This is a genomic window from Vibrio penaeicida (assembly GCF_002933855.1).
GTDB lineage: Bacteria > Pseudomonadota > Gammaproteobacteria > Enterobacterales > Vibrionaceae > Vibrio > Vibrio penaeicida_A.
This window is the reverse complement of record NZ_BFAQ01000028.1, coordinates 175,798-198,689: the sequence shown is the minus strand read 5'-3', so window position 1 is coordinate 198,689 and position 22,892 is coordinate 175,798. Positions and strand designations below refer to the sequence as shown.

The window sequence follows — 22,892 nt, the reverse complement described above, 5'->3', positions numbered from 1 at the left end:
ATTATGATGACGGCACTAGCGACGGTGGTCGCAAGTCACACCTCCAAATCTGGATTTCGTATCCAATTGAGCTGCGAGCAACAAACCAGTTGCTCCAGCTGTTCATCTCAAAAAAGTTGCGGTACTGGCGTAGTATCGAAAGCTTTTGGCAATAAAGCGCACGCTTGGTATTTGGAGTCAAAGCAATCTTTAACTCCGGGGCAAGTTGTGGAGATCGGTTTGCCAGAAAAACAATTGTTGCAGTCGGCTGCTTTGATTTATTTGTCTCCCATCGCATTTTTGTTTTTAGGGGCGCTCTTAGGGCATTTCTGGCTTCAACCAATGTTAGGTTCTGGCGAGTTGGCTGTCATAGCCGCATCAGTGCTGCTTGCGTGGGTAGGAACCCTTTGCGCTAAGCATTGGACCGGTAAACTAGAGCGAGAATCTGAGGATAAAGTGTCCCTAATTCGCGTGCTAGGGAGTCCTTTGACAGGAATTGCTACATTTCCTGATAGCGACAAGCCCTGAAATTGGGTAGAATCTGCCAACTTGATCGAAATACCAACAAATGAACGGTATTTCTCCCATCCATTTTTGTAAGAGTTTAGTCACACCAACCTATGAAGCACATTCGTAATTTTTCGATAATCGCCCATATCGACCACGGTAAGTCGACCCTTTCAGACCGCTTAATCCAAGTTTGTGGTGGACTCAGTGATCGTGAGATGGAAGCTCAGGTTCTTGATTCCATGGATTTAGAGCGAGAGCGTGGCATCACCATCAAATCTCAGAGTGTGACGCTAAACTACACCGCAAATGATGGTGAAACCTACCAACTTAATTTCATCGATACCCCGGGGCATGTAGATTTTGCCTACGAAGTTTCCCGTTCATTAGCGGCTTGTGAAGGTGCGCTTTTGGTTGTCGATGCCGGGCAGGGCGTAGAAGCTCAGACCCTAGCAAACTGTTACACAGCCATTGAGATGGATCTGGAAGTGGTACCAATCTTGAACAAGATTGACCTTCCTGCAGCGGATCCAGAGCGTGTATCTGAAGAAATTGAAGAGATCGTCGGCATTGACGCTATGGAAGCGACACGTTGTAGCGCCAAAACCGGCATTGGTGTTGACGATGTTTTAGAAAACATTGTTGCTTCAATCCCAGCTCCAGAAGGTGACCCAGACGCGCCACTGCAAGCTCTTATTATTGATTCTTGGTTTGATAACTACCTTGGTGTCGTTTCTTTGGTTCGTATTAAAAATGGCGAGCTCAAGAAAAATGACAAAATCAAAGTCATGAGCACAGGGCAGATTTGGGGTGTAGATCGTTTAGGTATCTTTACACCAAAACAAGTCGATACCGATGTCCTTAGAACGGGTGAAGTAGGCTGGGTTGTTTGTGGAATTAAAGACATTCTCGGTGCTCCTGTAGGTGATACACTAACACTGGCAAAGCATGGCTCTGAAGTTGCGCTTCCTGGTTTTAAGAAAGTAAAGCCTCAGGTTTACGCTGGCTTATTCCCAGTATCATCAGACGACTATGAAAACTTCCGTGATGCATTAGGGAAACTGAGCCTAAACGATGCATCATTGTTCTACGAGCCAGAGAACTCAGCAGCACTTGGCTTTGGTTTCCGTTGTGGTTTCCTTGGCATGTTGCACATGGAAATCATTCAAGAGCGTTTAGAGCGTGAATACGATCTGGATCTGATCACGACCGCACCGACAGTAGTTTATGAAGTCGAAAAGACGGATAAAACGATGATTTATGTCGATAGCCCAGCTAAGTTACCCGCGATCAATGATATCGAAGAAATTCGTGAGCCAATTGCGCGCTGTAACATTTTGGTTCCCGCGGACTACTTGGGTAACGTAATCACACTGTGTGTTGAAAAGCGTGGTACTCAGGTGGACATGGTTTACCACGGCAACCAAGTCGCGGTAACTTACGATATTCCGATGGCAGAAGTGGTTCTGGATTTCTTTGACCGCCTAAAATCAACATCTCGTGGCTATGCTTCACTGGATTACAACTTCCAACGCTTTGAGCCATCGAACATGGTACGCGTTGACGTTCTTCTAAATGGTGACAAAGTGGATGCTTTGGCAATGATCACGCATCAGGCTCATTCACAGACACGCGGTCGTCAGCTTGTTGAGAAAATGAAAGAATTCATTCCTCGTCAAATGTTTGATATCGCTATTCAGGCGGCGATTGGTAATCACATTATCGCACGCTCAACAGTGAAGCAGCTTCGTAAGAACGTAATCGCAAAATGTTACGGTGGTGACGTGAGCCGTAAGAAGAAACTTCTGAAGAAGCAGAAAGAAGGTAAGAAGCGCATGAAGCAAATTGGTAACGTGGAACTGCCTCAAGAAGCATTCCTTGCCATTCTTCATGTAGGAAAAGATTAAACTTTTTCGTACTTTTACACTCAAACAAAGACTTAGGCAGAAAGGGTATCGGATACCCTTTCTTCTTTTTCACTAAAGAATACGAAGGGAAGTAAATGGCTAATACATTTTCACTCATACTTGTGATCGTTACATTAGTAACGGGCATTGTATGGGCGCTTGAAAAACTGGTCTTAGCGAAAAAGCGCCAAGAAAAACTGGGTGCGATTGAAGGTCAGACTCACGAAGGTCTCAGTACATCTTTGCAAGCGAAAGTGGCTGCCCAACCTTGGTGGGTAGAAAATAGTGTTTCTATCTTCCCTGTGATTACCTTTGTTTTGGTTCTGCGTTCCTTTATTTATGAACCGTTTCAGATCCCATCAGGTTCAATGATGCCGACGTTGCTCGTGGGCGATTTCATATTGGTTGAAAAATACGCTTACGGATTAAAAGACCCGGTATGGCGTACTCAATTGGTTGAAACGGGTAAACCTGAGCGCGGTGACATTGTGGTATTTAAATTCCCGCCTAACCCAGATATTGATTACATCAAACGTGTGGTTGGTCTACCGGGTGATGTGGTTCGTTACAGTGAAAAGAAAGAACTTTGTGTGCAGCGTCAAGGGGAATCAAGCTGTAATGCTATTGAAACGTCTAATGTGACAGAAAGTATTTTCCAAGATGAACGAATCGGTATTCCGATGATTCAGATTGATGAAAAACTGGGTGAAGAAACTCACCAAATTTTAGTGCATCCATTGACTCGCGACGACGTGAGAGCGTACCAGCCTCGCCCGGGTGTTCGTGAGTGGGTGGTACCACAAGGTCAGTACTTTGTTATGGGGGATAACCGTGACAACAGTGCCGACAGTCGTTTTTGGGGTTTTGTCCCTGAAGGCAATTTAGTAGGCAAAGCGGTCGGAATTTGGATTAGCTTTGAATTTGAACGAGATCAAGACAGTACGTTGCCGTCTTGGATTCCAACTGGTGTAAGGTTTAACCGCACCGGTGGCATACATTAATAGAGAGAGTATGAATACTCCTATCAGTAAATTAGAAAAACAGCTCGGTTATCAATTTAATGATGCTGGGCTGATCCATTTGGCGCTGACACATCGTAGCGCCAATGGTAAACACAATGAGCGTCTTGAATTTCTGGGCGATTCAATTTTAAGTTTTGTCATTGCTGATGATTTGTATCACCGCTTCCCGAAAGTGAACGAAGGTGATATGAGCCGCATGCGTGCAACATTAGTTCGTGGCAATACCCTTGCTGAACTAGGTCGAGAATTCGACTTGGGAGAGTACTTAAAATTAGGTCCAGGTGAGCTGAAAAGTGGCGGATTCCGTCGTGACTCCATTCTTGCAGATGCCGTGGAGGCAATCATTGGAGCCGTCTATCTTGACAGTGATCTCGAGATGGTTCGCAAGGTTGTCCTGAACTGGTATCACTCAAGATTGGTCGCCATTCAGCCAGGCGTATCGCAAAAAGATCCTAAAACGCGGTTACAAGAATTCCTACAAGGTAGAAGAAAACCTCTTCCTGCGTATTCTGTGACTAAAATTAAAGGTGAAGCACACAACCAAGAATTTACGGTGGCGTGTGAAATTGCAGGGCTGGATGAACCTGTTATCGGCAAAGGTACAAGTCGTCGCAAAGCGGAGCAAGCAGCGGCTGAATTAGCATTAGGACTTCTAACCAATGTCTGATGAAAAAGAATTTGATTTGGATGCGTATTTCGAATCTGACAAGCAGGAATCTTCAGCTGAAAACCAACATTGCGGATTCATCGCTATTGTTGGCCGGCCCAATGTAGGTAAATCAACGTTGCTCAACCAACTGTTGGGACAAAAGATTTCTATCACTTCTCGTAAACCACAAACGACGCGACATCGTATTATGGGAGTGGATACGGAAGGTGACTATCAAGCGATTTTTGTTGATACACCAGGGCTTCATATTGAAGAAAAGCGAGCAATTAACCGCTTAATGAACCGAGCTGCAAACAGCTCATTGAGTGATGTTAACTTAGTATTTTTCTTGGTAGATGGCACACACTGGACGAATGATGATGAGATGGTCTTCACCAAACTCAGCAAGGCAAACTTCCCAGTTGTGTTGTGTGTGAACAAAGTTGATAACGTAAAAGATCGCAACGAAGTGATGCTTCATATGCAGTCTTTGTCGGAAAAAATGGACTTTGTAGACGTCGTGCCCATTTCGGCGAAACACGACAAGAATATTGATGTGTTGCGTAAGCACGTGCGAGAGCGTTTGCCAAAAGCGACACACCACTTCCCAGAAGAATACGTAACCGATCGTTCTCAGCGTTTTATGGCATCTGAAATTGTCCGTGAGAAACTCATGCGTTTCACTGGTGAAGAGCTGCCTTATTCGGTAACTGTTGAGATCGAACGATTTGATTACAACCCTGAAACCGATGGCTTTCACATCAATGCATTGATCTTAGTTGAGCGTACTGGTCAGAAAAAAATGGTGATCGGGAAAGGTGGGGAGAAAATCAAAACCATTGGTCGAGAGGCCCGCCTTGATATGGAAGAGCTTTTTGAGCGCAAGGTTTACCTAGAAACGTGGGTAAAAGTAAAATCTGGTTGGGCCGATGATGAGCGAGCTCTTCGAAGCCTAGGTTACATTGATGACCTTTAAAGCCAAATTGGTGTAAGTTAGAAGGGAGTGTAATGCTCCCTTTTTTGTGTCTGCTATACGAGTTTTGTATTTGTGGACATAACACGCAATATTGTTATTCAAGGTTATTTCATGTTGTTCAAGGTTACTTAAGAGAGTCGTATATGTCTGATGGGTTACAGCGGTGCTTTGTTTTGCATCGTCGACCATACAGTGAAACCAGCCTAATTTTGGATGTGTTCAGTGAAGAGCATGGCCGTATGTCGGTTATGGCAAAAGGCGCTCGAAGCAAACGTTCCAACCTAAAAGGTGCACTGCAGCCATTTACGCCACTTTTAATGAAGTGGTCGGGTAAAGGAAGCATGCGGACATTACGCCAAGCTGAGCCCATTAGTCTTGGGCTTCCTCTTTCAGGTATACACCTCTATTCTGCAATGTATGTGAATGAGTTGATTGGTCGAGTGGTAGAAAGTGAAACGCCTTACCCTGCATTATTTCACGACTATTTACTCGCATTGACGGAACTGGCACAAGCCGAAAACCCAGAGCCAGCATTGCGGCGATTTGAGCTCGCTTTGCTCTCTTCCTTGGGTTATGGGGTCGATTTTATGCATTGTGCGGGAACTGGGGAAATGGTCGAGCCAGATATGACTTACCGCTATCGAGAGCAAAAAGGTTTCATTGCCAGTGTGAGGCGAGATAATCTGACATTCTTGGGAAACGAGTTAATTGCAATTAGTGAACGTCGCTTTACAACCAAAGAACAACTTAAAGCAGCAAAACGCTTTACACGTATAGCACTAAAGCCTTATCTTGGCGGCAAACCACTAAAAAGTAGGGAACTGTTTCTCCCAAGAACAGGCTTTCCCGGAGCACGGAGTATTGAAAAATGAGCTCAATTCTACTCGGGGTAAACATTGATCATATCGCCACTTTGCGAAACGCACGTGGAACCAAATATCCAGATCCAGTGCACGCAGCAGAAATTGCAGAACGTGCAGGTGCCGACGGCATTACCATTCACCTTCGCGAAGATCGCCGTCATATTGTAGATCGCGACGTCAGGATCCTACGTGAAACGCTTCAAACCAGAATGAATCTGGAAATGGCGGTGACAGATGAAATGGTCGAAATCGCGTTGCAAACTAAGCCTGAATACGTTTGCTTAGTGCCTGAAAAGCGTGAAGAACTTACAACGGAAGGCGGCTTAGATGTCGTTGGTCAGTTAGAAAAAATTAAGGCTGCGACACAAAAATTAACAGATGCAGGTATTAAAGTGTCTCTGTTTATTGATGCAGATCGTGAGCAAATTGATGCGTCAAAAGCGTGTGGTGCACCATACATTGAGCTTCACACAGGTCACTACGCAGAGGCGACGACGGAATGCGAGCAAACCAACGAGCTGAAAAAAATCGCAGCTGGTGCAAGCTATGCCGATAGTATTGGTATTAAAGTCAATGCAGGACATGGTTTGACGTACCATAACGTTGCACCTATTGCGGCATTACCAGAAGTGTATGAGTTGAATATTGGTCACTCTATTATGGGGCGCGCTGTTTTTGATGGCTTACATAAAGCAGTTGCCGATATGAAAGCCGTTATGCTTGAAGCTCGTCGCTAAAAGACATTTCTAATTTAGCCACCGCATTTATATTGTAGTGGCTCTTTCTCATCTTGTATTAGGGTCTGTTGATCTTTCGAGATGATTTTTGCAGCAATTTGTGGGGGATTTATACAAGGCAGAGCTTATTCGGTGTAGTCGCTCTACATCAATGAGCGATAACGCAGTAGAAATCATCCACAAATACTGCCCAAAGGGTTCGACTAGGCGTCCCCGCTCTATACCTTTTACTCTTTGTTGCAAGGTATTTGCTTAGAACGACTAAGCTACACACCTTACGCCGCGATTAAAAGGCATAGAACTCGAACAAAATTTAACCACGAAAGGTCAACAGACCCTAGCTTATCAGCGGAGAACTTATGCCTTTAGTAGGATTAGGAACGGATATTGCCGAAATAGATCGTTTCGAAAAATCCCTATCTAAACTTGGAGAAGCATTTGCGAAGCGCATTCTAACAGAGCCTGAGTTGGTTACGTTTCATGCGACAAAGCAGCAGTCTCGCTTTCTCGCCAAACGTTTTGCTGCGAAGGAAGCGGCATCTAAAGCATTGGGTACAGGAATTGCGAAAGGGGTTACCTTTCATGACTTTATTGTGTCTAATGACGCCAATGGAAAACCTGTACTTTCCCTTCATAATCAAGCATTAGTATACGCAACAAGTGCTGGTGTGACTCATATCCACCTTTCTATTTCTGACGAACGCCATTACGCGGTTGCTACTGTAATCTTTGAGCGATAACTCAATCACTGTTCTACACTCATATTAGTGGCGACCTAACCAGTTGAGCCAAATTATAATAATATGAGACGGGTGTATGAGGTTAACAGGGATAAGTTTACTATTTACATTGCTTTCTTCTTCGGTTCTTGCTGAAGACTGGAATTTCTCAGGGTTTGGCAATGTTGGCTATAGCTACGATACCAGCGACAGCTTTGGTTATATGCGTGATCTTACGCAAAAAGCCGATCCCGATAGTGATGGTTCATTTCTACCTGATTCCAAAATCGGCGCTCAGATAAACTACAACATCAATTTCGAATGGGATGTGACCGCTCAGTATGTTATCGCTGAGAGGGCGGGGGACGAGTTGCTGGATGGCTTAGAGCTTGCCTTCTTAGCGTATCGACCAACATCTGATTTTGACATTCGTGTAGGTCGAGTGGGGTACAACGTATTTTGGTTCGCTGACACACGTCGTGTCGATTATGGTCATCTTTGGGTGCGACTTCCTCAAGAAATATACAGCTGGATCCCTTTGCAAAATATCGATGGAATCGATTTCACCTATCGTTTCTATGTCGACGATGTCAGTTTTTCTACTGCTTTCCAATACGGTTCAACTCAAGCGACAACGGACTTACATGAGGGCTATGAACCCAACCGATTCTACAGCAACAGTGCGCTTTCATTGAGCTTGGTTGCAAATTGGGATATGTGGCGAGCACGCGCTTCCTTTGCTCAACTAAGAGTAGACTCTGATCTCCCACCACAAGTAAGTACATTAAAAGATGGCTTGCAAACAGTGGGTAGCTCGGGACTAGGCCCTATCAGCGATGAAGCCAATCTTCTGAATGAAAAAATGAGCGTGACTGGCGGTATGGTTAGATATGGTCAAATTGGGATTGAATACAATGATGGCACTTGGCATTTGTTGAGTGAACTTGTAAAGGTAAAAACCGATAAAGATTTGTTGCCTGAAGGGCAAGGAGGGTATATCAGTCTCGGTCGCCGGTTTAATGAGTTTACACCCTATATGATTCGGTCATGGTTTAACCCGGAAACTGACAAGTTGGAAGCACAATACGATTGGAGCATTTTACCTGATCCTCAGTTAGCGCAATTGCAGCAAGGGGCAATCACATCAATTAATGCCACTTTGATTAACCAATCCATATGGTCTTTTGGTACACGTTGGGATATCAGCGAGCAGATAAGTCTTAAGGCGCAAATTGATTGGGTTCATATTGAAGATACAGGGCATGGACTTTGGGCAACCAATTTACTAGAACCTAAACCCGAAACGAGGGTACAGGTGTACTCATTATCAGCCAGTTTCCTCTTCTAGGTGGTGAAATGAGATTGCTGAGTTTTGCCTTATTGTTGATGAGCCCTTATGCGTTTGCTGACCTTTATATTGTAGTCGGCGATCGCAGTGAGCTTGAAAGTATCACAAAAGAGCAACTCGCCGGGCTGTACCTTGGTCGAAGCAGAGGAAAGCTGAGTCGAAGAATCACGATTCTAGAGCGAAATGGAGAAGTGAGAGAATCATTTTATGAAGAGATCAGCGATCTGTCATTGAGTCAGGTAAACGCACACTGGGCAAAACTTAAATTCTCAGGTCGAGTACGTGCGCCCTTGGTTATGAAAAGTGAAGAAGAGTTAATAAAGCGTCTATTAAGAGATAAATCAGCTCTTGGATATGTACGGAACAAACCCTCGCATTCAAAATTAAAAGTGATTTTAACGATCAATGATGATGAATAGACAAGCGCTCGCCAATCGGCTTCTGGTTACTGTAATTTTGTTTTCGCTAATGTATTTAATATTGGCGGCAAGCTTCTTATCACTTTTTTATTTTGAGAGAGCGAGCTTGAACGTTAAGGGAATGGAAGAAAAGTTGGTGCTTACTGTCTCCAACTCAGCTTCCATTGCTCTGTATGTTGATAATCCAGAAATTGCTGACGAAGTGATGAGCTCATTACTTCTTCATGATGAGTTTAATGGCGTAAAACTGAAGGGGCTAGATGGTGTTGAGTTTAGCCTCTCTAAGCTTACGAGCAGCAATGAGCAGTGGAAAAACTTGACTCGATTTCCCTTGGTATCACCTGTGAAAGATGAAGTGATAGGGCACCTTCTTCTTGATGTTAACCAGAAATACTTAGACTCGGTAACACAAGAGAAAGTGTTTATTCAACTGGTTATGTTGGTCAGTCAGTTGTTGATGCTAATGGTGGTAACCGCGTTTGCTGTTCGTAAAGTAGTAGGTGCGCCTTTAAAGGAATTAGCTGAAAACTTATCTAAGGTAGAGCCTGGTCGAGACGACATGCTGCCTTACAATAATGAAAACCGAGACAATGAAATAGGCCTAGTAACTGCGAGCGTCAACCGCTTTGTGGAGGCTTCGCACCAAGCCATAGAAACTGAGCGAAATTTACGGGCCACCATTGAGCGAATGGAACGTCACTATCGCCACATATTTGAAACAACGCAAGTTGGTATTCTTGTGTTGGATAAGAACGGTCACTTGATCCATAGCAACCCCACGTTGTTTGGTCGCCTGATAAAAGAAAGCTTCGAGCTAACCGCTATCTTAGAAACTCAGCCATTCTTTGAGCATGTTTTCCAAAACCCAGAGCTGGCATGGCAAATGTCGGAACAAACTATTTCTAGTGGGGATGTGGCGGCTGGCGATCTGCGTATCAATAAAAAATACAACAATGAGCAATGGGTGCATTTACTGCTGTCTGCCCACAAGGATGAACACAGTGGTGAATGGATAATCGAAGGAATCATGTACGACATAACCATTCGAGTGCAAAAAGAGCGAGATACCATGTTACTCGCCTTAGAAGATAACCTGACTGGGCTAAAAAACCGTCGTGGTTGTGAGCGCTTCTTTGCTCGATTGGTAAGCCAAAAAGAGGCGGTTTACGTCGCCACCATGATGGTCGACTTAGACGGATTTAAAGACGTTAATGACACGCATGGCCATGCTGCGGGTGATGAAGTACTTTGTACTATTGCTCGGCGATTAAAGCGAGTCGCGAGAGGGCGACAGGATGTGATAGGGAGGTTAGGGGGAGACGAATTGCTCGTTATTTTAGCGTTAGAGCAAATGAACTCAGATGTGTTGACCGATATCGCTGAACAGATTGTTGAAATTTGCGCTCGATCTATAGAATTACCATCACGCTCTTCTGTGAATATAGGTGGCAGCGTCGGTGTCTCTTATGCACGTCTTGATGATATTGAGTTTGACGCGTTGCTCCAGCAAGCCGATGAGGCAATGTACCACGTGAAGCAAAACGGTAAGAATGGATACGCATTTTATCGCCCAGAGCTGCGCCGAGCATAACAAGGAGATTGGTTATGCTCGTGTGATATAGCGTCCAGAAGCGTTACTAAAACCAACGTCACTAAAATCAACTAAGCTATCGTAATCCTACTTGATATAATGCTGCGCGCTAGCAATGACCTTTTCCATTTCATCTTGAAGTTCAAACAGCTCCGGTTCGACAGTTTCTATATCTGAGCCGGATCTCAATGCCTTTTCGATTTCGGCGCAGACTTTTTTGAGCCTTGGTACACCGCTGTAAGAACAGCTACCATGGAGTTTATGAATGTGATGAATCAGTTGTTCATTATCTTGTTCGTCACCATTAATGACGCCTTCAACAAATTGATCCACTTCTTTAATGTAGTCAACCAGCATTTGCAGCATTTCACGAGCTAAGTCTTCTTTGTTTGCTGCTTGCTTCAATGCAAGATTCCAATCAATGATGACCGTGCTATTTCTTTCGTCTGCGGAGTGGTCTGGCTGAACTTGCTCGCTGATCTCCAACTTATCGACTTGGTTTTCGTCAGTATGCGGGCTCCAATGCACCAGTACTTGCTGAAGAATGTGCTCTTCGATTGGTTTGGTTAAATAGTCGTCCATTCCAGCTTTTAGAAGGCGATCTCGCTCGCCAGCCATGGCATGAGCGGTTACAGCAATGACAGGTGTATGAGAGTTAAGCTTGGTTTTCTTAACTTCCAGACATGCCATAACTCCATCCATTTTCGGCATTTGAATGTCCATCAAAACAATATCAAATGCTTGTTGCTGGGCAGCCGCGACGGCTTGTTCGCCATTACTGCATGTCACAACATGGTCCACTCTTTCACGTAGCAATGCTGCAATGAGCTTAAGGTTAGCTGGGTTATCGTCTACTGCCATGATTTTGAGCGGAAGCTTTTGTTGATGATCAACTGAATCAATAATAGGAAGAATCAGCTCTTGAGAAGAATGGTACTGTGTTAGCGCTTGCAATAACTTACGTCGCGACAGTGGTTTGGTGATGCACTGTACATGGTGCTCGGTAACCAATTGTTCTGATAATGCCAACTCGGTACTTGGTAAACCCAGTATTATGTTGTTTGCAATTTCTCGAGCCCTAGTTATCCACTGTTCAACAGACGTGATATCGCATTTTTGGTTTGGTGGCAGGTTTAACAACACGAACTCATGGTTTTCTATGTGCTCCGGCATGCTTGAACGATAGGTAACCAGCAGCCCTTCGTTAATCAACTGCTGTTGAATTACGGAGGCAGCTTGCATGTTTGGTTCAATCAGTAAGAGCTTTTTGCCTTTAAGTACTTGCGTGTCTACATCGCTGGCAACAGGCATATCACTGGTGGCTAAACGCAAGGTAAACCAGAACGTCGAACCTTGGTGTAGTCGGCTAGTTAGGCTGACTTCGCCACCCATCTGACCCACTAGCTTCTGAGTGATAACCAGACCTAATCCGGTTCCACCATATCGACGAGAGATACTGGCATCGGCTTGGCTGAATGCTTGGAATAGCTGCGCTTGTTGGCGCTCAGAAATACCAATCCCCGTGTCACGCACCATAAATTGCAATTCAATGGAGTCTTCTTTGAATGTGCGCAGCTCAACACTGATATCGATATTTCCGCGCTCTGTAAATTTGATGGAGTTACCAACAAGGTTTGTGAGTACTTGCTGAATTCGCAGCGGATCACCCACGACACCAGCAGGGATCTTAGGGTCAATCTTAAGTGTCAGTTCTAACCCTTTTTCATGCGCGCTGGTGGCTTGTAAGCTAGCAACCTCTTCAAGGCACTCTTGGAAATCGAATGGAATATTTTCTAGCGCCAACTTCCCTGCTTCAAGTTTCGAGAAATCGAGAATGTCATTGATGATACTCAGTAAGTTGTTGGCACTGCGCTCAATCGTTTGGAGGTAGTCCTGCTGGCTAGACGATAAGCGAGTTTTTAGCATTTGTCTGGTAAACCCAATCACACCGTTTAAAGGCGTTCTGAGTTCGTGAGACATATTTGCTAAGAATTCGGATTTAACTCGCGCGGCTTCTTGCGCACGTTTCTTCGCAATATCCAACTCGACGTTCTGGATTTCAAGTTGCTCAAGTGTTTCACGCAAATCTGATGTTGCCTGATCAATGCTGTGCTGCATTTCAACATGGTACTCAGACAGCGACATCGCCATCGCGTTGATGCCATTTTTCAAAGCATCCAACTCACCATGCATTTTCCCTTCGATCCGCACATCTAAATGTCCGCGCCGAATTCTATCCACCATGTTCTTCATATGAGTGATGGGTAAAGTAACATCACGCATTAAGCGGTAAGCAAACAGAGCAGACAGACCCAACCCCAAAATTAACACCAATAACGCGGCAAAAATTTCTTGGTATTGCTGCAATCGAACCGCAGATAAGTCGAGTTCAATCGCGATATAGCCCAACGCTTGATTGAGCTCGGTTTGAGGTCCGTTGGAATCCGCGTATTTTCCCTCTGCCAGAATGGGTGTGCGTATTACTAAGTCGGTGTCAACCAAATCAATTGTACTGAGTAATGGTATGGGCTGATCTTTTGGAAACGTCAACGACTCGAAATCGGGGTGGAAGTTAGATGTCACAAACAAATCATGATCGGATGTGAATACGGCAATACTCCGAACGATGTCGGAATTCTTTCGATGGGCGTAGCTTATTAATCGACGAACGGCTTCTCGACTGCGCTGATCCATACCGATTTCACTGGCGATAGCGATAGGTTCAATAATGCTTTTACCAGTTGAAATCAGTTGTGATTCAAGGTCGTTATAGCGATTAGACGTAAAGAAGGCGCTCAGCAATAGACCGACAATAAGAGTTGGGGCTAAGGTGAGGGTAATTACGCGTGCTCTTAAGCCGTATCGTGTCATGTTCTCATTACTGTCTGGATATGGGAAAATAGAAGCTAATGGCTCAAGCTTTCTTACATTACGTAAGAGTAGTCAAGCTATACAACCCATTATAAACGAAGAAACGGTTAGCTTAATCAAGTCTGCCGAATTCGACAATCTCTGAGGGGGGAAATAGTGACCCTGAATGAGAAAACACTGAAGCAAAATAGGCAATTACAGTATGGCGCGTTTTTATCAGCCAAAGAAAAAATCATCGGTTGAAACCAAGCATCAGGTTTTCAATATAGAAAAGCTCGATCATCACGGAGCGGGCATTGCTTACCACAATAAGCGCCCCGTGTTTATTGATGGCGTGTTGCCCGGTGAATCGGTTATTGGTCAGTTTACCGAGCAAAAAAGTAAATTTTCGCGGGCAAAACTCATCAAAATCAAGAAAGACAGTTCAGAGCGAGTCAGTCCGTTTTGCAAACACTACGATTCATGTGGTGGATGTAACCTACAGCATTTGGATCAAACCGCTCAAGTTGAGCACAAAAACCAGACTCTGCAACAGCTGATGAAAAAGTTTTCAGGTAGCGAGCTCGCGCTTGAAAAAGAAGTAACAGGCGCAAGTATGGGTTACCGCCGCCGCACTCGAATTAGTGTGCAGGTCGATAAAAAAACGCGTGAGCTGAATTTTGGCTTTCGTGAAAAAATGAGTAAGCGCATTGCGAATATTGATAGCTGCGCTGTGCTTGCCCCAGAACTTGAAGCGCTACTAAAGCCAACAAAAGCATTACTTAATGCATTTTCTCGAAAAGAAAGCCTTGGGCATGTTGAACTCGTAAAAGCAGACAACACTCTAGTATTTTTGCTTCGCCATACTTCTGAATTGAGTGACAAAGACCAGAAGCAGTTGATGGCATTTGCAGAAGAACACGCTCTTACCCTATATCTAATGCCAGCAGCAGATGTATTGAACAAGGTATCTGGCATACAGCCTTTCTATAAAGAAGCTGGGGTTGAATTGCCGTTTGAGCCAACAAACTTCATTCAAGTGAATGCTCAAGTGAACGAAAAAATGGTGGCTCAAGCCTTAACATGGTTGAACACACAGGCTGATGAGCGTGTGTTGGACCTATTCTGTGGGCTTGGTAATTTCAGTTTGCCGTTAGCGAAACAAGCGGGCGCTGTCATTGGCGTGGAAGGTGTTCAAGATATGGTGGATGTTGCCACAAACAATGCGACCTTAAACCAGATCAACAACGTCCAGTTTTATCAGGCTAACTTAGAAGAAGACATGTCTAAAGCGCCTTGGGCAAGTGAACGATTTGATAAAATATTGCTTGATCCCGCACGCGCAGGTGCAGCCGGTATTGTCGACCAACTTTCGCGATTAGGAGCGAAAGCGGTCGTGTATGTTTCCTGTAATCCTGCTACGCTTGCACGTGACAGTCAGAGCTTACTTGAACAAGGCTACAAACTTAAAAAAATCGGGATGCTTGATATGTTTCCCCATACCAGCCATTTAGAAAGCATGGCGCTATTTGAAAAAGATTAACTTCACGCATACTAGGTCAACAAACCCTAATATCGGCTAAAGCACGGCAACGTTCCGCTGCTTGGATATTTTGCTGGAGAATCGACAGGTGACTTACCTGTATGTCTGTTGCTAGATAGGAAAGAAACATGGTCGCTGTACGCGGTGCACATTTAAATACTGAAGAATTTGAATTAGACAGTTGGATAGCCAGCTTAAAACAAGATGAAAAAACCAGCCATAAATTGCTGGCGGTTTATCGTCACTGTGAAGAAATTCTTAGTGATGAACCTCAAGCGCAACTATTGCTGTGGCGCGGTCGAGAGATGATCGAAATCCTCATCACCTTGTCTATGGATGCGCCGACGCTCATTTCTGCTCAGTTATTCCCCGTGGTCACATCCGGCTTTTATGACCGCGAAGAGTTAACAGAAAAATATGGCAAAGAGATATTAAAGTTGATCGATGGTGTCGAAGAAATGGCGGCAATCGGTCAACTCAATGTCACACTGGATGGATCGGCAGCGTCTGGGCAAGTTGATAACGTACGACGAATGCTTCTCGCAATGGTTGACGATTTTAGATGTGTCGTCATTAAGCTATCTGAGCGGATTTGTAATTTACGCGAAGTGAAAGACGAGTCTGATGAAGTGCGCCAAGCAGCGGCGAAAGAGTGTGCCAATATATACGCACCCTTGGCCAACCGCTTGGGGATTGGTCAGCTAAAGTGGGAGATTGAAGATTACGCCTTTCGCTATAAGCATTCAAAAACCTACAAACAAATTGCCAAACAACTGTCAGAAAGACGCATTGTTCGTGAACAGTACATTGATGATTTTGTCACGGATCTATCCAAAGAAATGAAAGTCTGCAGTATCAATGCAGAAGTCAGTGGTCGTCCTAAGCACATTTACAGTATTTGGCGAAAAATGCAGAAAAAGAGCTTGGCTTTTGATGAGCTCTTTGATGTTCGAGCAGTACGAATAATTGCCGACAAGCTGCAAGATTGCTATGCCGCTTTAGGAGTTGTACACACCAAATACAAGCACTTACCGAGTGAATTTGATGACTACGTTGCCAACCCGAAACCTAATGGCTACCAGTCTATTCATACGGTGATATTAGGACCAGAAGGCAAAACCATTGAGATTCAAATCCGAACCAAGCAAATGCATGAAGATTCGGAGCTTGGAGTCGCGGCGCACTGGAAATACAAAGAAGGCGCCTCAAGTGGTCGCAGTGGCTATGATGAGAAGATCACATGGTTACGTAAACTTCTGGACTGGCAGGAAGAAATGTCCGATTCTGGTGAAATGCTGGATGAATTGCGAAGCCAAGTCTTTGATGATCGCGTTTATGCCTTTACCCCACGAGGTGATGTGGTCGATTTACCAATGGGCGCAACGCCGCTTGATTTTGCTTACCACATTCACTCAGAAGTTGGGCATCGTTGTATTGGTGCGAAGGTGGCGGGTCGAATAGTACCGTTTACTCACAAACTCACCATGGGCGACCAAGTTGAAATCATTACATCGAAAGAGCCTAACCCTTCTCGCGACTGGTTAAACCCATCGCTAGGGTTCGTGCACTCAGGTCGTGCGCGAGCCAAAATTAATGCATGGTTCCGTAAGCAAAGCCGAGAGAAAAACCTCGAAGCAGGGCGTGAAATCTTGGAAACCGAATTAGCGAAAATCGGTGCATCCCTAAAAGATGCCGACCAATATGCGCTGAAACGATTCAATGTGAATACGCCAGACGAGCTCTATGCCGGTATCGGCAGTGGTGATTTGAGAATCAATCAAATCGTCAATCACATCAATGCATTGGTGAACAAACCCACCGCCGAAGAAGAAGACCAACAAGCGCTAGAGCGCCTTCAGGAAAAAGAGAACAAAGCCCCAGCTCAAAGTCGCCCGAAAAAGGACGCAGTGGTTGTTGAAGGTGTGGACAACCTGATGACGCACCTAGCGCGTTGCTGCCAGCCCATACCGGGCGATGAAATCTCAGGTTACATCACTCAAGGGCGTGGTATTTCTGTTCACCGAAGCGACTGTGAACAGCTTGAGGAGCTAAGGCACCATGCGCCAGAGCGTATCATTGATACCGTCTGGGGAAGTGGTTTCGTCGGTTCCTACATCATTACAGTTCGGGTTGAAGGTCTAGAGCGAGGCGGCTTGCTAAAAGATATCACCACCTTGTTTGCAAACGAGAAAATCAAAGTCACCAGCATGAAAAGCCGGACGGATTACAAAAAGCAAATGTCGATAATGGATTTCGATTTAGAAGTCACCAATGTGGAAATATTTACGCGGGTGACGAAGCGAGTTGAGCAGATCAAGGATGTGATGTCGGTGAAACGTTTAGGCTAACTTTCACTTCGCATTTGCCATTTTTACTGCGTTAACGGCGCTCATTCGCTCCATCACATAGCCAGCTATGCTCAGGAGTCTCACTCGCTTGTTGCCTTGTTAAAACGGCAACTGCTTTGCGAAAGGGAGCAGTAAAATGAAAGGCGAGCAGTTATATTGCTCGTCTTTTTCTTTATATAACTTTGTCAAAGGAACAGAAATGAGTCATCCAATTGAACAGCTTAAGCAAATTATGGTGCAACTAAGAGATCCGGAAGGGGGCTGTCCTTGGGACTTGAAGCAAGACTTTGACAGTATTGTGCCTCATACCATTGAAGAGACATACGAAGTGGTGGATGCCATCCATAAGCGTGATTGGAGCAACTTGAAAGAAGAGTTGGGTGATTTGCTGTTTCAGGTCATCTTCTACAGTCAATTGGCAAAAGAGCAAGATTTGTTCGATTTTGATGATGTTGTGAAAGGGGTGAATGAAAAACTGACTCGACGTCATCCACATGTTTTTTCAGATGCAGAATTTGGCAGCGACGCTGAAATAAATGCGAATTGGGAGCAAGAGAAAGCCAAGGAAAAAGCGGAGAAAGGCATTTCTGAGGAGAGTATTCTCGACGCTGTACCCACGTCTTTACCTGCGATGTCCCGTGCAAACAAAATCCAGAAAAAATGCGCCCAATACGGATTTGACTGGAAAACGCTAGGTCCCGTCGTTGATAAGGTTCAAGAAGAAATCGATGAGGTCATGGAAGAAGCGCTGCAAGTCACGCCCGATCAAAATTTAGTGGAAGAGGAATTGGGTGACTTACTCTTTGCTGTAGTCAATTTCTCTCGTCATTTGAACGCAAACCCTGAATCTGCGCTCAGCAAAGCCAACACCAAATTTGAACGCCGCTTCAGGCTGGTGGAAGAGAAAGTACAAGCGGAAGGCAAGGTTCTTGGGGAGTGTTCTCTTGAAGAACTCGATACGCTTTGGGACGAAGTTAAAGTGGATGAAAAAAGAAAAAGCGGATAATTCACTGGTTCTACCAATGCTGAAAAACACGAATTTCTTTTGCAGTAGCACGTAAAGTTATCTAACGTATTGAAGATTGCTCATTTGATTTGAAGCAAAAAATAAAAATATTGAGTGTGATAAGTTTCACGTTGTGGCGGTAACGGCCTTCTGGTATATTTGCATCCCGTCCAGAAGAATTCCATTTCCCTCATTCAACCAATTTCAGGTTAAACATGACGACAAATTACATTTTTGTTACTGGTGGGGTTGTATCCTCTCTAGGTAAAGGTATTGCAGCAGCTTCTTTGGCCGCTATTCTTGAAGCTCGTGGTCTTAAAGTGACTATGATGAAGCTTGACCCTTACATCAACGTTGATCCAGGCACAATGAGCCCTACTCAGCATGGTGAAGTGTTCGTCACGGAAGATGGCGCAGAGACAGACCTAGACCTTGGTCACTATGAGCGTTTTATTCGCACCAAGATGACTAAGCGTAACAATTTTACTGCAGGTCGTGTTTATGCAGATGTTCTACGTAAAGAACGTCGTGGCGATTACTTGGGTGCGACTATTCAGGTTATTCCTCACATCACCAACTCAATCAAAGATCGCGTAATTGCAGGTTCTGAAGGTCACGATGTGGCTATCGTTGAAGTGGGTGGCACAGTAGGTGACATTGAATCTCTACCGTTTATGGAAGCCATTCGTCAGCTAGCTGTTGAATTAGGCCGTGAGCGTGCGATGTTTATGCACCTGACTCTCGTTCCTTACCTTGCAGCGGCAGGCGAAGTGAAAACCAAACCGACTCAGCACTCTGTTAAAGAGCTGCTGTCTATCGGTATCCAACCAGACATTCTTGTTTGCCGCAGTGATCGTATCATTCCTGCAAACGAGCGTAAGAAGATTGCCCTTTTCTGTAATGTGTCAGAAAAAGCGGTTATCTCAATGAAAGATGTAGATTCTATCTACAAAATCCCTCAGTTAATTAAAGCTCAAGGTCTTGATGATCTTGTGTGTACTCGTTTTGGCATAGATGCTCCAGAAGCGGATTTGTCTGAATGGGAACAGGTTATTTACGAAGAAGCGAACCCAACAGCAGAAGTTACCATCGGTATGGTGGGTAAGTACATCGAACTTCCGGATGCCTACAAATCGGTTAACGAAGCGTTGAAACACGCAGGTCTTAAAAACCGTCTAAGCGTGAAAATCAAATACGTAGATTCTCAAGACGTCGAGTCCAAAGGTGAAGAAGCCCTTGAAGGTTTAGATGCTATCTTGGTTCCTGGTGGATTTGGCGATCGTGGTATCGAAGGAAAAATCCGTGCTGCGCAGTATGCACGTGAAAACAAGGTGCCTTACTTAGGTATTTGTTTGGGTATGCAAGTCGCATTGATCGAATACGCACGTAATGTCGTGGGTATGGAAGGTGCGCATTCAACAGAATTTAACAAAGAGACACAGTACCCTGTGGTAGGTTTGATCACTGAGTGGGTTGATGGTGAAGGTAAAGTTGAAGAACGTACCGAAACTTCAGATCTTGGTGGTACTATGCGTCTCGGTTCACAGCTTTGTCACTTAGCGAAAGGGACAAAAGCACGTGAAATGTACGGTAGCGCAACGATTCATGAGCGCCATCGTCACCGTTATGAAGTGAACAACAATCTTCGTCCACAAATCGAAAAAGCAGGTCTAAAAGTATCTGGTTTGTCAGCAGACAAGAAACTGGTCGAAGTGATTGAGAATCCAGCTCACCCATGGTTTGTAGCGGCTCAATTCCACCCAGAGTTCACTTCAACACCTCGCGATGGTCACCCACTATTCGCAGGTTTCGTAAAAGCGGCTGGTGAATTCCAGCGTGACGAATTAGAGAAGTAAAAGGATACGGGTAGTCGCGAACGCAGTGCGGCTACCCTTTAAATTTGACATTTATATTTGAACGAGAGGAAACATTAATGTCTAAGATCGTTAAAGTTCTAGGTCGTGAAATCATCGACTCACGTGGTAACCCAACTGTAGAAGCTGAAGTACACCTAGAAGGCGGTTTCGTAGGTATGGCGGCTGCACCATCAGGCGCATCTACTGGTTCTCGCGAAGCTCTTGAGCTACGTGACGGTGACAAAGCACGTTTCCTAGGTAAGGGTGTTCTTAAAGCAGTTGACGCTGTAAATGGTCCAATCGCTGAAGCTCTAGTTGGTAAAGACGCGAAAGCTCAAGCTGACGTTGACGGCATCATGATCGACCTAGACGGAACAGAGAACAAATCTCAGTTCGGTGCTAACGCTATCCTAGCGGTATCTCTAGCGAACGCTAAAGCAGCTGCAGCAGCGAAAGGCATGCCTTTGTTCGAGCACATCGCTGAGCTAAACGGCACTCCTGGTCAATTCTCTATGCCTCTACCAATGATGAACATCATCAATGGTGGTGAGCACGCAGACAACAACGTTGACATCCAAGAGTTCATGATCCAACCAGTTGGTGCTAAGACTCTTAAAGAAGCGCTACGTGTAGGTGCTGAAGTATTCCACAACCTAGCTAAAGTTCTTAAGTCTAAAGGCTACAGCACTGCAGTTGGCGATGAAGGTGGTTTCGCTCCTAACCTTAAGTCTAACGCTGAAGCACTAGAAGTTATCGCAGAAGCTGTTGCTAATGCTGGTTACGAGCTAGGCAAAGACGTGACTCTAGCTATGGACTGTGCTGCATCTGAGTTCTTCGACAAAGACGCTGGCATCTACAACATGAAGGGCGAAGGTAAGACTTTCTCTTCTGAAGAGTTCAACCACTACCTAGCTGAGCTAGCTAACCAATTCCCAATCGTTTCTATCGAAGATGGTCTTGACGAGTCTGATTGGGCTGGCTTCAAGCACCAAACTGAACTACTAGGTGACAAGCTTCAACTAGTAGGTGACGATCTATTCGTTACTAACACTAAGATCCTAGCGGAAGGTATCGAGAAAGGCGTTGCTAACTCTATCCTTATCAAGTTTAACCAAATCGGTTCTCTAACTGAGACTCTAGCTGCAATCAAGATGGCTAAAGACGCAGGTTACACAGCTGTAATCTCTCACCGTTCTGGCGAAACTGAAGACGCAACTATCGCTGATCTAGCGGTAGGTACTGCTGCAGGTCAAATCAAGACTGGTTCTATGAGCCGTTCTGACCGTGTTGCTAAGTACAACCAGCTAATTCGTATCGAAGAAGCTCTAGGTGAAAAAGCACCTTACAACGGTCTTAAAGAAGTTAAAGGTCAAGCTTAATTCTTAACTGAATTAAACGCTTAGCTTTCATGCTTTAAAAAATGCCTCGCACGTGCGGGGCATTTTTGTATCTGCTTGACCAAACCTCTGCCGTTCTCTTCGCTCTAACCGCCTGAATATGGTATATATGCCCCTACGTTTTTTTCTTGGATGACGCCATGCGATTCTTTGCCATAGTCTTAGTCGGATTACTGATTGCTTTGCAATATGCTGTTTGGTTCAGTAAGAATGGCGAGCTAGATCTAGCGACAACTCAAAGAGACATCGCCATCCAAGAAAAGGTGAATGAGAAGCTGCGTCAGCGCAACCAAGAAATGTTCGCGGAAATTGATGATCTTCGCCAAGGTTTGGATGCCATCGAAGAACGAGCTCGAAATGAGCTAGGGTTAATTAAAGATGACGAAACTTTCTTCCGTATTATTGGTGAAGAAAGCAGTTCCAGATAATCAGATAAAGTAATGACAAAAACAGATTCTCAAACAGGTTCTCATGCAGATGGTGTGATAGCCATCGTTCCAGCGGCCGGTGTTGGTAGCCGCATGCAAGCGGATTGCCCCAAACAATATCTCACTATTGGTGATCAAACCATATTAGAGCACACGGTTCGCCTTCTTCTTTCTCATCCAATGATCGTTCATATCGTGATAGCAGTGAGCGAAAATGATGAGTATTTTTCTGACCTTGCTATTGCGGAACACTCGAAAATAACACGAGTAGTGGGCGGGATTGAGAGAGCTGATTCGGTTCTTTCCGGATTGAATTATATAAATACTCACTTTGAACATATCGAGTGGGTTCTAGTACATGATGCGGCGCGTCCATGTATCACACATGGTGATATTGATAGGCTTATTACGACATGTAAAGAGCATACTATTGGTGGCATTTTGGCTGTGCCTGTCAAAGACACCATGAAGCGCAGTGATTCTAGCCAACAAATTAAAAGTACAGTGGAACGTGAAAACCTGTGGCATGCACTAACACCACAAATGTTTCGCTGTAAAAAGTTGCAAGAGGTTCTTAATGAGGCACTTGTACAAGGTGCGCTTATTACAGACGAGGCCTCGGCTATGGAGCGATGTGGTTATCAACCTCTATTAGTAACAGGTCGCTCTGACAACATTAAGATTACTCAACCAGAAGATTTAGCACTCGCTGAGTTCTATCTGAGCCGGAATGATTAAGGAACACAA

19 protein-coding genes are annotated in these 22,892 nt (G+C 44.7%); 18 read left to right on the top strand and 1 reads right to left on the bottom strand.

Annotated features, from left to right (window positions below; all coding sequences use genetic code 11):
• Nucleotides 1–3 precede the first annotated feature (3 nt).
• The 11 genes from VPNCDNU1_RS16800 to VPNCDNU1_RS16745 all read left to right on the top strand — a co-directional run bounded on the left by VPNCDNU1_RS16800 (nt 4) and on the right by VPNCDNU1_RS16745 (nt 10,717).
• Entirely contained in the window at nt 4–507 is a 504-nt protein-coding gene (locus VPNCDNU1_RS16800) for a SoxR reducing system RseC family protein (protein WP_104401375.1), read from the top strand.
• Nucleotides 508–599: 92 nt separating this feature from the next.
• Nucleotides 600–2,393, top strand: a complete 1,794-nt coding sequence (gene lepA, locus VPNCDNU1_RS16795; protein WP_104401374.1) for a translation elongation factor 4 — start codon at nt 600–602, stop codon at nt 2,391–2,393.
• A 95-nt stretch (nt 2,394–2,488) separates the two neighbouring features.
• Nucleotides 2,489–3,394: a signal peptidase I gene (gene lepB, locus VPNCDNU1_RS16790; protein WP_104401373.1), complete on the top strand. Its 906-nt coding sequence runs from the start codon at nt 2,489–2,491 to the stop codon at nt 3,392–3,394.
• Nucleotides 3,395–3,404: 10 nt separating this feature from the next.
• Entirely contained in the window at nt 3,405–4,082 is a 678-nt protein-coding gene (gene rnc / locus VPNCDNU1_RS16785) for a ribonuclease III (protein ID WP_104401372.1), read from the top strand.
• Nucleotides 4,075–5,040 carry a GTPase Era gene (era, locus tag VPNCDNU1_RS16780; protein ID WP_104401371.1) on the top strand — a complete coding sequence of 322 codons (966 nt, stop codon included), beginning with the start codon at nt 4,075–4,077 and terminating at the stop codon, nt 5,038–5,040. The genes rnc and era overlap by 8 nt, the downstream gene beginning before the upstream one ends.
• A 143-nt stretch (nt 5,041–5,183) precedes the next feature.
• Nucleotides 5,184–5,912 carry a DNA repair protein RecO gene (gene recO / locus VPNCDNU1_RS16775; RefSeq protein ID WP_104401370.1) on the top strand — a complete coding sequence of 243 codons (729 nt, stop codon included), beginning with the start codon at nt 5,184–5,186 and terminating at the stop codon, nt 5,910–5,912.
• A complete protein-coding gene (gene pdxJ / locus VPNCDNU1_RS16770; protein ID WP_104401369.1) occupies nt 5,909–6,640 on the top strand; it encodes a pyridoxine 5'-phosphate synthase in 732 nt (243 codons plus the stop codon). The genes recO and pdxJ overlap by 4 nt, the downstream gene beginning before the upstream one ends.
• A gap of 359 nt (nt 6,641–6,999) precedes the next feature.
• Nucleotides 7,000–7,380, top strand: coding sequence for a holo-ACP synthase (gene acpS, locus VPNCDNU1_RS16760; RefSeq protein WP_104401368.1), 381 nt, complete (start codon nt 7,000–7,002; stop codon nt 7,378–7,380).
• A 76-nt stretch (nt 7,381–7,456) separates the two neighbouring features.
• Nucleotides 7,457–8,707 carry a hypothetical protein gene (locus tag VPNCDNU1_RS16755; protein ID WP_104401367.1) on the top strand — a complete coding sequence of 417 codons (1,251 nt, stop codon included), beginning with the start codon at nt 7,457–7,459 and terminating at the stop codon, nt 8,705–8,707.
• 8 nt (nt 8,708–8,715) lie between these two features.
• Nucleotides 8,716–9,126, top strand: a complete 411-nt coding sequence (locus VPNCDNU1_RS16750; RefSeq protein ID WP_104401366.1) for a hypothetical protein — start codon at nt 8,716–8,718, stop codon at nt 9,124–9,126.
• 121 nt (nt 9,127–9,247) lie between these two features.
• Complete coding sequence (locus VPNCDNU1_RS16745; RefSeq protein WP_167404815.1) at nt 9,248–10,717, top strand: sensor domain-containing diguanylate cyclase; 1,470 nt, start codon at nt 9,248–9,250, stop codon at nt 10,715–10,717.
• A gap of 87 nt (nt 10,718–10,804) precedes the next feature.
• Here the strand turns inward: VPNCDNU1_RS16745 and barA are convergent, their stop codons facing one another.
• Nucleotides 10,805–13,588 carry a two-component sensor histidine kinase BarA gene (gene barA, locus VPNCDNU1_RS16740; protein ID WP_104401364.1) on the bottom strand — a complete coding sequence of 928 codons (2,784 nt, stop codon included), beginning with the start codon at nt 13,586–13,588 and terminating at the stop codon, nt 10,805–10,807.
• Between the two features lie 202 nt (nt 13,589–13,790).
• On the opposite strand from barA, the gene rlmD reads away from it, so the two are divergent.
• The 7 genes from rlmD to ispD all read left to right on the top strand — a co-directional run bounded on the left by rlmD (nt 13,791) and on the right by ispD (nt 22,883).
• Complete coding sequence (gene rlmD, locus VPNCDNU1_RS16735) at nt 13,791–15,110, top strand: 23S rRNA (uracil(1939)-C(5))-methyltransferase RlmD (RefSeq protein ID WP_104401363.1); 1,320 nt, start codon at nt 13,791–13,793, stop codon at nt 15,108–15,110.
• 128 nt (nt 15,111–15,238) lie between these two features.
• Nucleotides 15,239–17,458, top strand: coding sequence for a GTP diphosphokinase (relA, locus tag VPNCDNU1_RS16730; protein ID WP_104401362.1), 2,220 nt, complete (start codon nt 15,239–15,241; stop codon nt 17,456–17,458).
• A 199-nt stretch (nt 17,459–17,657) separates the two neighbouring features.
• Entirely contained in the window at nt 17,658–18,464 is an 807-nt protein-coding gene (gene mazG, locus VPNCDNU1_RS16725; protein WP_104401404.1) for a nucleoside triphosphate pyrophosphohydrolase, read from the top strand.
• A gap of 215 nt (nt 18,465–18,679) precedes the next feature.
• Nucleotides 18,680–20,320: a CTP synthase gene (locus VPNCDNU1_RS16720; RefSeq protein ID WP_104401361.1), complete on the top strand. Its 1,641-nt coding sequence runs from the start codon at nt 18,680–18,682 to the stop codon at nt 20,318–20,320.
• Nucleotides 20,321–20,397: 77 nt separating this feature from the next.
• Complete coding sequence (gene eno, locus VPNCDNU1_RS16715; RefSeq protein WP_101112515.1) at nt 20,398–21,699, top strand: phosphopyruvate hydratase; 1,302 nt, start codon at nt 20,398–20,400, stop codon at nt 21,697–21,699.
• Between the two features lie 158 nt (nt 21,700–21,857).
• Nucleotides 21,858–22,145: a cell division protein FtsB gene (gene ftsB, locus VPNCDNU1_RS16710; RefSeq protein WP_104401360.1), complete on the top strand. Its 288-nt coding sequence runs from the start codon at nt 21,858–21,860 to the stop codon at nt 22,143–22,145.
• Nucleotides 22,146–22,157: 12 nt separating this feature from the next.
• Nucleotides 22,158–22,883: a 2-C-methyl-D-erythritol 4-phosphate cytidylyltransferase gene (ispD, locus tag VPNCDNU1_RS16705; protein ID WP_104401359.1), complete on the top strand. Its 726-nt coding sequence runs from the start codon at nt 22,158–22,160 to the stop codon at nt 22,881–22,883.
• Nucleotides 22,884–22,892: the final 9 nt, after the last annotated feature.

Coding starts and splice junctions, on each gene's coding strand:
- rlmD (WP_104401363.1), top strand. CDS start 13,791: ATGGCGCGTTTTTATCAGCCAAAGAAAAAATCATCGGTTGAAACCAAG.
- VPNCDNU1_RS16720 (WP_104401361.1), top strand. CDS start 18,680: ATGACGACAAATTACATTTTTGTTACTGGTGGGGTTGTATCCTCTCTA.
- mazG (WP_104401404.1), top strand. CDS start 17,658: ATGAGTCATCCAATTGAACAGCTTAAGCAAATTATGGTGCAACTAAGA.
- acpS (WP_104401368.1), top strand. CDS start 7,000: ATGCCTTTAGTAGGATTAGGAACGGATATTGCCGAAATAGATCGTTTC.
- barA (WP_104401364.1), bottom strand. CDS start 13,588: ATGACACGATACGGCTTAAGAGCACGCGTAATTACCCTCACCTTAGCC.
- recO (WP_104401370.1), top strand. CDS start 5,184: ATGTCTGATGGGTTACAGCGGTGCTTTGTTTTGCATCGTCGACCATAC.
- VPNCDNU1_RS16755 (WP_104401367.1), top strand. CDS start 7,457: ATGAGGTTAACAGGGATAAGTTTACTATTTACATTGCTTTCTTCTTCG.
- lepB (WP_104401373.1), top strand. CDS start 2,489: ATGGCTAATACATTTTCACTCATACTTGTGATCGTTACATTAGTAACG.
- relA (WP_104401362.1), top strand. CDS start 15,239: ATGGTCGCTGTACGCGGTGCACATTTAAATACTGAAGAATTTGAATTA.
- pdxJ (WP_104401369.1), top strand. CDS start 5,909: ATGAGCTCAATTCTACTCGGGGTAAACATTGATCATATCGCCACTTTG.
- VPNCDNU1_RS16750 (WP_104401366.1), top strand. CDS start 8,716: ATGAGATTGCTGAGTTTTGCCTTATTGTTGATGAGCCCTTATGCGTTT.
- era (WP_104401371.1), top strand. CDS start 4,075: ATGTCTGATGAAAAAGAATTTGATTTGGATGCGTATTTCGAATCTGAC.
- lepA (WP_104401374.1), top strand. CDS start 600: ATGAAGCACATTCGTAATTTTTCGATAATCGCCCATATCGACCACGGT.
- ftsB (WP_104401360.1), top strand. CDS start 21,858: ATGCGATTCTTTGCCATAGTCTTAGTCGGATTACTGATTGCTTTGCAA.
- VPNCDNU1_RS16745 (WP_167404815.1), top strand. CDS start 9,248: ATGGAAGAAAAGTTGGTGCTTACTGTCTCCAACTCAGCTTCCATTGCT.
- eno (WP_101112515.1), top strand. CDS start 20,398: ATGTCTAAGATCGTTAAAGTTCTAGGTCGTGAAATCATCGACTCACGT.
- ispD (WP_104401359.1), top strand. CDS start 22,158: ATGACAAAAACAGATTCTCAAACAGGTTCTCATGCAGATGGTGTGATA.
- VPNCDNU1_RS16800 (WP_104401375.1), top strand. CDS start 4: ATGATGACGGCACTAGCGACGGTGGTCGCAAGTCACACCTCCAAATCT.
- rnc (WP_104401372.1), top strand. CDS start 3,405: ATGAATACTCCTATCAGTAAATTAGAAAAACAGCTCGGTTATCAATTT.